The sequence below is a fragment of the Streptomyces sp. ADMS genome (assembly GCF_033441795.1).
Taxonomy (GTDB): Bacteria; Actinomycetota; Actinomycetes; order Streptomycetales; family Streptomycetaceae; genus Streptomyces.
In genome coordinates this window covers 1-11,242 of the sequence record NZ_JAVFVX010000170.1, presented here as the reverse complement: position 1 = coordinate 11,242, position 11,242 = coordinate 1, and the positions used below count along the sequence as shown (strand labels likewise).

The window sequence follows — 11,242 nt, the reverse complement described above, 5'->3', positions numbered from 1 at the left end:
CGGCCCCGGCAGAGTGGAAAGTGGTGTCGGTGGCGGTGCGGCTTGCGCCTCTAGTTGACACATGACACCGACAGCTGTCACCGAGATCGCCGAAGAGCTCCGCAGCCTTTTGCAGTTGCCGAAGACCTCGACGCCGGGGCCAGCCCCTGGTCGGCCCGGCTGCGGGCCGGTACCGCGCTCATCGCACACGGCGAGTTCTCTCTCGTCATGATCGGTCTGGTCGGGGTGATGCAGGACCGGCTCGGCGCCTTGGCGGCCGCCTACGTCCTGCTGCTCGCCGTGACCGGTCCGGTGCTGACCCGATTCGCCGGAACTCGCCCGGCGCCCAGCGCGGGTACGGGCAGGCAGGTGCACACCGGCGGTGACGCGACGGGGCGATGGCGGGCCCGACCAGACCGGCCGGCGGCGCAGGCGTTTGTCGGCGGAGGCGAGCGCGGTGAGTACTGCGATGCCGAGGTGCGCGGTTACGCGTGTCTGGTGCGGTGTGAAGGGGGCGGGAGTGCGCTTCCCTCCTGTGCTTCATCAGGGGATGCGTGTCGGTGGTCGCCGACGACGAGAACGGGCACGGTGTGCTGGCGCACCAGTTGCTGGGCGACGTTGCCGAGTAGTCGGCGGGACAGGCCGCGTCCGTGTGTGCCGACGACGATGAGGTCGATGTCCTGTTCCCTGGCGTAGCTCATCAGCGCCCGCGACGGTGGCCCGGAGATGATGTCGCATTGCGTCACCCGCCCGTCGGCGCGCTCGGCGACGCTCCTCAGGTGGTTTCTCGCCGCGGTGATGCTCGGGTCCGTTTCGTCGTCGGCCGCGTCGTACCCCACCACCTCGACGGCGACGAGGGCTTGCGCGTACGGCCCCAGGAGTTCGGCGGCCCGGTCCAGCGCGGCCAGAGATTGGGGGGAGCCGTCCACGCCCACCAGCACTCGCAGGCCGCCTGGGCCGGGCGGACCGACTTCTGTCCGGGCGAGCGGTCCGAGGCGGTGCAGCTGCGTACGCTCGCCGGCGACGAGGGCCAGGACCGGACCAAAGACGATACCCATGAGCGGCCATCCCCAGTGACGGTAGCCCTTGCGGGCCATCCACCAAGCGGTGGCGAGGCCGATGGCGATCCAGGCTCCCAGGGCGATGAGGGCAAGTGCGAGATTACTCATGGCACTTCCAGGTTGATGTGGGTTCGGGCGGCTGGTGGGTGGCAGGTCGCGCGTGATGTGACGGCTGCCACGGTGGTGTGGGGTCGGAGTGGTCCGGGTCCGGGACCACCTGTACGGGGCGACTGGGGCGCTTCCCGGGTGGCCGGACGGCGGCCCCCGTCCGACCGGGAGGTCCGGGGTCACGTGAGGTGGTGTCGCAAACGCTTGTCGATGGCGACCACGACGGAGGCGAGCACTGCAAGCGCGAGAATCCTCAGCCAGGCCGCGCCACTGATGGGTGCGGTGTGGAAGAGGTGGTTCATGGCCGGCAGGTAGGTGAGGGCGAGCTGTCCGACTGTCTGGGCGAGGAGACCGCCGATGATCCACCGGTTGCTGAACAGGCCGAGGTGCCAGGCGGAACGGGTCAGGGAGCGGCAGCTGAAGAGGTAGAACGCTTCGACGGTGACGAACAGGTTCACGGCTGCGGTGCGTGCCTCGGGCAGGGTCGCGCCGGTGTCGCGTTCCCAGGTGAATAGCCACCAGGCGCCGGCGACGAGGAGGGCGGATACCAGCAGGATACGGACGGCGAGGGCGCCAGTGAGCAGGGGCCGGGCCGGGTCGCGAGGCGGCCGGGTCATGATGCCTGCCTCTTTGGGTTCGAAGGCGAGCATCAGGCCGAGGGCGACGGCAGTGGTCATGTTGATCCACAGGATCTGGGTGGGCAGGATCGGCAGCGTGGCGCCCAGCAGGATGGCCACCAGGATGACCAGGCCCTCGCCCATGTTGGTCGGCAGCGTCCAGACGATGAACTTGGTGAGGTTGTCGAAGACGCCGCGTCCCTCTTCGACGGCGGCTTCGATGGTGGCGAAGTCGTCGTCGGTGAGGACCATGTCGGCGGCGTCTTTGGCGACCTCGGTGCCGCCGCGTCCCATGGCGACGCCGATGTTGGCCTGGCGCAGGGCCGGGGCGTCGTTGACGCCGTCGCCGGTCATGGCCACCACTTGCCCGCGCTCCTGCAGGGCCCGGACCAGCCGGAGCTTCTGCTCGGGCGAGACCCGGGCGAAGACGCGGGCCCGGTCGACGGCATCGGGGTAGTCCCGGTCGGGCAGCGCTGTCAAATCAGCTCCGGTGAGGACGTCCCCCTCGTGCGGGCTGGGCGCGGTCAGCAGTCCGATGCGGCCGGCGATGGCGGAGGCGGTGGCTGCGTGGTCGCCTGTGATCATTTTGACGGTGATGCCAGCGGTGTGGCAGGCGCTCACCGCGGTGGTTGCGGCCGGACGGGGTGGGTCGAGCATGGCCTGCAGCCCGGTGAGGACCAGGGCGCCGGGCAGGTGCTTCTCGGTGAAGGTGCCCGGGTCCGCGGACGGCAGCGCGGCGGTGGCCAGGACCCGCAGACCGCCGGCGGCCAGGTGCTCGGCGGCTGTCAGGACAGCGGCGGGGTCCAGCGGCCGGATGCTGCCGTCGGAAGTCATCTGCCCCGCGCACAGGGCGAGGATCCGTTCGGTGGCACCCTTGGCCAATACCAGGTGGCCGCCGGTGTCGGTGTCGCGGTGGAGGGTGGCCATGTACTGCCGCTCGGAGCTGAAAGGGATCACGTCGACCCGTGGATAGCGTTCGGCCACGTCCGTCGCAGTCAGGCCCCCCTTGCCGGCCACGACACGCATGGCCCCCTCGGTCGGGTCGCCCAACAGGTCCCGTCGACCGTTCTTGCGGACGAGGACTGCGTCGTTGCATCCAGCGCCCGCCAGCAGGCACCACCAAAGGGCACGGTCCGCCTCGGCGGTGACCACCGCACCGACCGCGTCGTGCAGCACACCGTCGGGGTCGTACCCGGAGCCGGTCACGTCGAAGGCACCGTCGGGTGTCCACACCGCCCGCACCGTCATCTGGTTCTCGGTCAGCGTGCCGGTCTTGTCCGAGCAGATGACCGTGGTGCTGCCGAGCGTCTCCACGGCGGGCATCCTGCGGATCACAGCCCGGCGCCTGGCCATTCGGCCGACGCCGATGGCCAGGGTGATCGTGACAGCTGCCGGAAGCCCCTCGGGAATCGCTCCCACCGCCAGGGCGACGGCGGCCGTGAACGTCTGCACCGTCCCCTGCCCGCGGACCACGCCGATCGCGAAGGTCACCGTGGCCAGGGCCAGGATCACCACGGTCAGGACCTTGCTGAAGGCTGTGAGCTTGGCGGTCAGTGGCGTCGCCAGCGTCTGAGCGGCGCCCACCAGACGGTGGATCTGCCCCAGTTCGGTCTCCGCACCGGTCGTCACCGCGATTCCAGCGCCCTGCCCGGCCGTCACCAGCGTCCCGGAATGCAGCATGTTGCGCCGGTCGGCAACCGGAGTCCGCGCATCCAGAACTACCTCGTCCTTCGGTACCGGGACGGACTCCCCCGTCAGAGCCGACTCATCCACGCGCAACTCCGTCTCCCGGAGCAGCCGGACATCGGCTGGCGCCTTGCCGCCGGCCTCCACCAGCACCAGGTCCCCGGGAACCAGTTCCGATGAGGGCACCTGTCGTCTGCTGCCGCCGCGCACGACCGTGGCCGTCGTGCGCACCATCGCTCGCAGCCCCTCCAGCGCGGCCTCGGCCTTCGACTCCTGCACGAATCCGACCACCGCGTTCACCAGCACCACACCGAAGATCACCAGCGAGTCGATGTACTCACCCAGCGCCGCCGTGATCACGCCCGCGACCAGCAGGACGTAGATCAGCGGGTGGTGGAACTGCCGCAGGACCCGCCGCAGCAGACCGCCGCCCGCCGCCGCAGGCAGCACGTTGGGGCCAAACCGCTCAAGCCGCTGCGCGGCCTCCTCCCCGCTGAGGCCACGATCGGCATCGCTCTCCAGAAGCAGCACGACCTCATGGGCACTCAGCCCGTGATGCGCGTCGCCTGTGGAACCGTCGGCTCGTCCAGGCGCTCCGGGATCCTGCCCCTTAGGCATCGGATCCACGCACGACGACGACCGGGCAGTGCGCGTGGTGGAGGAGGGCCTGGCTGACCGATCCGAGGAGCAGACCGGTGAACCCGCTGCGGCCCCGGGCACCAACAACGATCAATCCCGCGTTCCTGCTTGCCTCGATCAGCGCCTCCCGAGCACCGCCGCGTACCACGGAATGCTCGACCGCGACGTGCGGATACCTCTCACGCCGGCCGGCGAGCGCTTCGGCCACCAGGCGCCTCTCGCCGGCCTCCAGCATGACCGGATCCAGCGCACTGGACGCCGACGGATCCTGCGGCGGGGTGACGGCCACGCTCCACGGCGTCCACGCATGCAGGGCCACGATGCCTGTGCCGCGGAGGCCGGCTTCCTCGAAGGCGAACTCAACCGCCCCCTCGCCCGCTGGTGAACCGTCCGCTCCCAGCAGGACGGGGCCAGTCCGGTCGGACTCGCCCCGCACCACCATGACCGGGCAGCGGCCATGCGCGGCCAGTTGCACCGCCGTCGAGCCCAGCAGGAGACCCGCGAACCCGCCCAGCCCCCGGTTGCCAACCACCACCAGTGATGCGGTGCGCGACTGGGCCTCCAGCACCATCAGCACCTCACCCGTCACCAGCGCAGTACCGACCGTCACCGCGGGCGCCGTGGAACGCGCACGCTCCACCGCCTCCGCCACCACCCGGTCAGCCGTATTTCGCAATCCGCCGTCAGCAGGCCCCAGGGGCGACTGACCGACCATCATCGGCCAGATGAACGCGTGCACCACCTTCAGCCCGCATCCGCGCAGTGCCGCCTCGCGGGCCGCCACTGCCACCGCGTTCAGACTCGGCGGCGAGCCGTCCACCCCGACCACGATCGGCCCGCTCACAGTGAGCTCCCCGTCTCCCGCCACGACGACCATCTGTAACAGGAGACGCCACCCGCCTGCGCCTGACACGCCATACCGCCTTGCCTGGCGGCCGACTGTCCCGCACAACCAACGATCATCATGAATATTCCTCCCATCTATCACTTTTGCCCAAGTAGTCGCGTGACGCCAACGGGCCAGAGGGGCCCTCGGTACCGGGGAACACCACCCGGCTCTGACCCCGACGCGACGTAGCGGGGAGGCTGGGACGGTCCCTTGGCAGCAGCGAGGCGTCGGGGTGACGCTGGGAGGTGAAGGTGCTGGGTCGTCTTTGGTGAGGGAGTCGGGATGAGCGGTCTGGTGGTCGTGGGCGTGGACGGGTCCGCGTCGAGTCTCGCGGCGGTCGAGACTGCGGCGCGTGAGGCGCAGTGGCGCGGTGCGGGGCTGCGCGTGGTGCACGCGTTCTTGTGGCCTGCGATGCATGCGCCGCTGGGGCCGTCGCCGCTGGGCCCGCCGGAGGGCGGGCTGCGCAACATGGTCGAGCGCGTGGTGGCCGAGGCGGTGGCGCGTGCCACGTCCACGGCTCCGGGGGTGGATGTCTCGCACGCGGTGGTGACCGGGGAGCCGTTGACAGTACTGGAGGCGCAGTCGCGGGCTGCGGATCTCGTGGTCGTCGGGTCGCGGGGCACGGGCGGGTTCGTCGGGCTGCTGGTGGGTTCGACGGCGGTGCATCTGGCCACGCACGGCCAGTGCCCGGTGCTGGTCGTGCGTGAGGGGGGCGACGAGGAGGGGCCGGTGGTGGTGGGCGTGGACGGCTCCGCCGCCGGCGAGCAGGCAATCGAGTTCGCCTTCGCGGAGGCCGCGTTGCGTGGAGCACGGCTGAGGGCGATCCACGCCTGGACCTTGTGGAATGCGCCCCTACCGGAAATGCCAGAGGCCACAGACGCGTACACGAACCCGCCGGGTGGGGTCGCCGAGGCGGAGGAGCGGCTAGTGTCCGAGGCGCTGGCTGGGCGCCGGGAGCAGTACCCGGGGGTGAGCGTGGAGCATCGGGCGATGCGTAGCCAGACACGTGAGGCGTTGATCGAGGCGAGTCGCTCCGCACAGCTGCTGGTGGTGGGTGCCCGAGGTCGCGGCGGGTTCGCCGGGCTGATGCTGGGGTCGGTCAGTCAGGCGGTCCTGCATCATGCGCACTGCCCGGTCGCTGTCGTACGGGGGGCTGGCGAGCGGTAGTGACCGCAGTGCGGCAGGTGTTCACCTGGTGGCAGCGGCGTGACGCGCCGTATGGACGGGAGGCGGGTGGGCAAGCGTCTGTTCCGCTGGCCGTGGCAGCCCTGCCGCCCCTTGTATCGGCCGCTCACTGCGTCCTCGCATCGTGGTGGGGGCGGGGCGTGCCCGCCGGACGTGTGCTGGCGAATCGGGTGATCAGGGGTCCGGCCACGGCGAGCAGAAGCACGTAGGCGGCCACGAGGGCCCCGAGTCGGTCCTGGCGTACCCCCAGAAGGCCGACGATGACGATGGAGAACTCGCCGCGGGCGATGAGGGCGGTGCCGGCCCGGAGCCGTCCCCGGCGTCCGGCGCCGTCGCGTCGCGCGGCGTACCAGCCGGAGGCCACTTTCGTCCCGGCGGTGACCAGGGCCAGGAGCAGGGCGGCGGGCAGTACCGGCAGCAGGGTGCCTGGGCGTACGGACAGGCCGATGGCGAGGAAGAACACTGCGGCGAACAGGTCGCGTAGCGGGCTGAGGACCTCTCGCGCCCGCTCGGCGGTCTGGCCGGTGAGTGAGAGTCCGACGAGGAAGGCTCCGACGGCGGCGGAGACGTGGACGGCTTCGGCGAGGGCTGCGACGATCAGCGTGACGCCGAGGACCCGCAGCAGCAGTTGCTCGGCGTCGGGGTGCGCCAGGAACCGTCCCAGGTGGTGTCCCCACCAGTAGGAGACGGTGAACGCGGCGAGTACCGCTGCGAGGGCGAGCAGGACTCCCAGCAGGGCTTGCTGCCAGGTGCCGCCGGCGGCGAGGACGGCGAGCAGCGGCAGGTAGGCGGCCATCGCGAAGTCCTCCAGTACCAGTACGGACAGCACGGCCGGGGTCTCCCGGTTGCCCATGCGGCGCAGGTCGGTGAGGAGGCGGGCGATGATGCCGGAGGAGGAGATATAGGTGACGCCGGCGAGCGCGAGGGTGCCGGCGGCGTCCAGTCCGAGCATCCATCCCGCCACCGCGCCGGGAGTCGCGTTCAGCACCAGGTCGACCAGGGCCGAGGGCAGGTGGCGGTGCAGGCTCACGGTGAACTCGGGCACGGTGAACTCAAGCCCGAGGACCAGGAGCAGCAGCACGACCCCGATGCCCGCCCCGGTCTTTACGAACTCGCCGGCTGCCGGGACGGGGGCGATGCCGCCTTCGCCCAGTGCGAGTCCCGCCAGGAGGTACAGCGGGACGGGGGACAGCGCGTAGCGCCGCGCCAGCGCACCGAGCAGGCTCAGCGCGCTCAGGATGATCCCCAGTTCCAGCAACAGGGCGATGGAGATCTTCATCTGCTCAGCCCTGGACGATCTGTTCCACTGCGGCGATCCCCTCGTGGGTTCCGATCACCACCAGGACGTCCCCGGCGCGCAGGACGTGCACTGGTCCTGGCGAGGGGATGACCTCCTCGCCGCGGACGATCGCCACGATCGACGCGCCGGTCCGCGTGCGCGCCCTCGTCTCTCCCAGCGGTCGGTCGGCGAACGGCGTCCCCGCGCGGACCTCGACCTGTCCGGCGCTGAGCCCGGGCACCTCCTTGGTGAGGTCGGCGAACCGCTCCGCGATGCGCGGGGCGCCCAGGATCTCGGCGAGGGTGTCGGCCTCCTCCCCGGTCAGCCGCAGCACCGCCCGTGCCTCGTCCGGGTCCGCAGCCTCGTAGACCACCAGCTCGAAGTCACCCGACCGGCGGGCCACCACGCCGATCCGGTCGCCGTCACGGTTGACGAACTCGTACCGCAGCCCCACTCCGGGCAGCAGCACCTCGTTGACATCCACACCATCACCCCGTCGGCCAAGAATCCGGTACACGGGCGGCTCGCTTGCGCGGTCCCACCGTGTACAGATCTTCGGCAGGAGACGACGGTGGCTCGAGCACCCTGCACCCGCCGAACTTGGGCTGCTTCCGCACGGGTCGATGCCATTGTCGTGGCCGCCCAAGAGCAAGGGGCAGGGCCGAGCGGGCCCCGGAGCCCGGTGGCCCCTGGCCGCTGCGGTCAGCTGGGCCGATCCTGGAAGCTGACAGCGGCCGTTCGCCGGTGGCGTTGCGGGATGGAGTGCGTGATGAGTGATTCGGTGATCGTCGGGGTGGATGGGTCCGTCTCCAGCCTTGACGCGGTCGATCTCGCGGCACGTGAGGCGCACCTGCGCGGTGCGTCGCTGCGGATCGTGCACGCCTTCGGTCGCCACCCTGCGCATCTGCCGTCCGATGCGGCACCGTGGAGTCCGTTCGACCATGGTTTGGAGCCGATGGTGCAGGGCGGGCTGGCCCGCGCCGAGGAGCGGGCGCACGCGGCGGCACCGGGCATTGAGATCACCCGGTCCGTGGTGTCCGGGGAGGCGCTTGAGGTGTTGGAGATCGAGTCACGGTCGGCGGCGCTGGCGGTGGTCGGCAGCCGGGGCCTGTCGGCTTTCGCGGGGCTGTTGCTGGGGTCGACGGCCATACATCTGGCGGCGCACGGAAGCTGCCCGCTCATGGTGGTGCGCGGCCGCCCCGCACCGGCTGGTCCGGTGCTGCTGGCCGTGGACGGCTCACCGGCCGGTGAGGCGGCAATTGAGTTCGCCTTCGCCGAGGCCGCCCTGCGGAAGGCGTCGCTGGTGGCATTGCACGTGTGGAACACCTGGAGCGAACGCGCCTACGAAGGCCCCGGCGACCCGCTGAACGCCGTAGTGGCCGACGCCGACCACCTACGCGAGGCCGAGCAACAGCTGCTCGACGAGACGGTCGCTTCCCGGCAGGAGGACTTTGCGCAGGTCGTCGTGGAGCGGCGTCTGGTGCGCTCGCGGATCCGTCCGGCTCTGATCGACGCCAGCCACGATGCGCAGCTGGTGGTGGCCGGTGCCCGGGGCCGCGGCGGCTTCACCGGTCTGCTGCTCGGCTCGGTCAGCCAGGCCCTGCTGCACCACGCCCGCTGCCCCGTCGCCGTCGTGCGCGGCAGGGAGTGACCATGTCCCGGTCTCGAGCCGCATCGTCCTCCGCCACGCCGGCACCGCCGGGGCCTGCTCCAGTGGTGGTGGACGCTTACCAGCACGATGCCGCCAAGGTCGCGAAACTGCTCGGCGTGGACGCGGCCACCGGCCTGGCCCGGGGGGACTGCGAACGGCGGGTGGGTGACTGGGGAGCCAACGAGCTGGCCGAACCGGCCCGCCGTTCGCAGTGGCTGCGTCTGCTGGACCAGTTCCGCAGCTGGCTGATCGGCATCCTGCTCGCCGCCGCCGTCATCGCCGGCATCATCGGCGACCTCAAGGACGCCCTCGTCATCACCATCGTCCTGCTCATCAACGCCACCGTCGGCTACCTGCAAGAACGCCGCGCCGAACGCAGCCTGGAGGCCCTGCGCGAGATGCTGGTGCCCACCGCCCGGGTGCGCCGCGACGGCCAGGTCCAGGTGGTGCCCGCGCGCACCCTGGTGCCCGGCGATGTGGTCCTGCTGGAGGCCGGCGACCGTATCCCGGCCGACGGGCGTCTGGTGGTCGCCGCATCGGTTGAGGCCGCCGAAGCCGCACTGACCGGGGAGTCCCACCCGGTCGCCAAGACGACCGCGCCCACCACGGCCGAGGGCGACGAGCCCGTGCCCGTCGCCGAACGCACCGGCATGCTGTTCATGAACACCGCGCTCACCCGCGGCCGCGCCGAGATAATCGTCACGGCCACCGGGATGGACACCGAGGTCGGGAAGATCGCCGAGGCGCTGCGCACCGGCGTAGAGCCGCCCAGCCCGCTGCAGGTCCAGATGGACAGCCTGGGCCGTCGTCTGGCCCTGGTCAGCGGCATCGCCGTCGCCGCATACGCCCTCGTCGCCCTTGTCCGCGGCGAGGACCTGGCCGACCTCGCGCTGCGGGCGGTGGCCCTGGCCGTCGCCGCCATCCCGGAGGGACTGCCCGCCGTCCTCGCTCTCACCCTGGCTCTGGGCGTCCACCGCATGGCCCGGCGCGGCGCCATCATCAAACGCCTGGCCTCGGTCGAGGCCCTCGGATCGGCGACCGTGGTGTGCAGCGACAAGACCGGCACCCTCACCCTGAACGAGATGACCACCCGCACCCTGTGGGCCGGTGGGCATCAGTACGAGGTCACCGGCGAGGGCTACGACACCACCGGCACCGTACGCCCTGCCGACAAGGAGGCCGCATCCCCAGACCTGCGCGAGGCGGTGCTGCCGTTCGCGCTGTGCAACGACGCCCGCCTCGCCCCGGACGGCGGCATCATCGGCGATCCCACCGAGGCCGCCCTGCTCGTGCTCGCCGCCAAGACCGGCCTCGGCCCCCAGGCTCTGCGTGCACAGGCTCCGCGCACCGGCGAGGTTCCCTTCGACCCGGCCGCCAAGTACATGGCCACCTTCCACACCGAGGCCGACGGTTCCGCCCGCGTCCATGCCAAGGGGGCGGTCGATGTCCTTCTGGACCGCTGCACCCACGTGCTGACCCAGCAGGGCCCTGCTCCGCTCACCGCGGAGCGCCGCCGCGAGATCACCGAGGCCGCCCGGTGGATGGGCAGCCAGGGCCTGCGTGTCCTCGGCGCCGCCACCGCCACCACCGTCGCCCACCGAGACGCGACCCCGGATCGGGTGACCGGGCTGACCCTGACCGCGGTCGCCGGGATCGCCGACCCTCCCCGTCCTCAGGCCCGCGACGCCGTCGCGCTCGCCCAGGCCGCCGGCGTCACCGTCAAGATGATCACCGGGGACCATGCCGACACCGCCGCCGCCATCGCCCGCGAACTCGGCATCGGCGGAGACATCGTCACCGGCTCCGAACTGGCCCGGATGAGCGAGCGCGACCTGACGGGCCGCATCGAGGACATCGGCGTCTTCGCCCGCGTCGCGCCCGACCACAAGGTCACCATCGTCCGCGCACTGTCCGAGCGCGGCCACATCGTGGCCATGACCGGAGACGGCGTCAACGACGCCGCCGCCCTGCGCGCCGCCCACATCGGCGTCGCCATGGGCATCACCGGCACCGACGTCGCCAAGGAAGCCGCCGACATGGTGCTCACCGACGACGACTTCTCCACCATCGTCCGCGCAGTGCGCGAAGGCCGCTCCATCTACGACAACATCGTCACCTTCGTCCGCTTCCAGCTGTCCACCAACATCG

At 71.2% G+C, this 11,242-nt stretch carries 8 protein-coding genes; 3 read left to right on the top strand and 5 right to left on the bottom strand.

Translation table 11 applies throughout. From position 1 onward, the window contains the following. Nucleotides 1-464 precede the first annotated feature (464 nt). The 3 genes from RB628_RS37505 to RB628_RS37495 all read right to left on the bottom strand — a co-directional run bounded on the left by RB628_RS37505 (nucleotide 465) and on the right by RB628_RS37495 (nucleotide 4,934). A complete protein-coding gene (locus tag RB628_RS37505) occupies nucleotides 465-1,148 on the bottom strand; it encodes a universal stress protein (RefSeq protein ID WP_318325118.1) in 684 nt (227 codons plus the stop codon). Between the two features lie 179 nt (nucleotides 1,149-1,327). Then, nucleotides 1,328-4,069: a cation-transporting P-type ATPase gene (locus RB628_RS37500; protein WP_318325117.1), complete on the bottom strand. Its 2,742-nt coding sequence runs from the start codon at nucleotides 4,067-4,069 to the stop codon at nucleotides 1,328-1,330. Beyond that, nucleotides 4,062-4,934, bottom strand: coding sequence for a universal stress protein (locus tag RB628_RS37495; protein ID WP_318325116.1), 873 nt, complete (start codon nucleotides 4,932-4,934; stop codon nucleotides 4,062-4,064). The genes RB628_RS37500 and RB628_RS37495 overlap by 8 nt, the downstream gene beginning before the upstream one ends. A gap of 327 nt (nucleotides 4,935-5,261) precedes the next feature. On the opposite strand from RB628_RS37495, the gene RB628_RS37490 reads away from it, so the two are divergent. Beyond that, a complete protein-coding gene (locus RB628_RS37490; protein ID WP_318325115.1) occupies nucleotides 5,262-6,146 on the top strand; it encodes a universal stress protein in 885 nt (294 codons plus the stop codon). A gap of 124 nt (nucleotides 6,147-6,270) precedes the next feature. Here the strand turns inward: RB628_RS37490 and RB628_RS37485 are convergent, their stop codons facing one another. After that, nucleotides 6,271-7,443: a cation:proton antiporter gene (locus RB628_RS37485; protein ID WP_318325114.1), complete on the bottom strand. Its 1,173-nt coding sequence runs from the start codon at nucleotides 7,441-7,443 to the stop codon at nucleotides 6,271-6,273. Nucleotides 7,444-7,447: 4 nt separating this feature from the next. After that, complete coding sequence (locus RB628_RS37480; protein ID WP_318325113.1) at nucleotides 7,448-7,927, bottom strand: cation:proton antiporter regulatory subunit; 480 nt, start codon at nucleotides 7,925-7,927, stop codon at nucleotides 7,448-7,450. A gap of 285 nt (nucleotides 7,928-8,212) precedes the next feature. Between RB628_RS37480 and RB628_RS37475 the strand changes: the two genes are divergently transcribed. Both RB628_RS37475 and RB628_RS37470 read left to right on the top strand, forming a co-directional pair. After that, entirely contained in the window at nucleotides 8,213-9,094 is an 882-nt protein-coding gene (locus RB628_RS37475; protein WP_318325119.1) for a universal stress protein, read from the top strand. Nucleotides 9,095-9,096: 2 nt separating this feature from the next. Further along, nucleotides 9,097-11,242: HAD-IC family P-type ATPase (locus RB628_RS37470; RefSeq protein WP_318325112.1), on the top strand; the 2,146-nt coding region annotated here is incomplete at its 3' end.

What these genes read in the sequence shown, in the direction of transcription:
- RB628_RS37490 (WP_318325115.1), top strand. Translation starts at nt 5,262, where the DNA reads ATGAGCGGTCTGGTGGTCGTGGGCGTGGACGGGTCCGCGTCGAGTCTC.
- RB628_RS37485 (WP_318325114.1), bottom strand. Translation starts at nt 7,443, where the DNA reads ATGAAGATCTCCATCGCCCTGTTGCTGGAACTGGGGATCATCCTGAGC.
- RB628_RS37475 (WP_318325119.1), top strand. Translation starts at nt 8,213, where the DNA reads ATGAGTGATTCGGTGATCGTCGGGGTGGATGGGTCCGTCTCCAGCCTT.
- RB628_RS37500 (WP_318325117.1), bottom strand. Translation starts at nt 4,069, where the DNA reads ATGCCTAAGGGGCAGGATCCCGGAGCGCCTGGACGAGCCGACGGTTCC.
- RB628_RS37505 (WP_318325118.1), bottom strand. Translation starts at nt 1,148, where the DNA reads ATGAGTAATCTCGCACTTGCCCTCATCGCCCTGGGAGCCTGGATCGCC.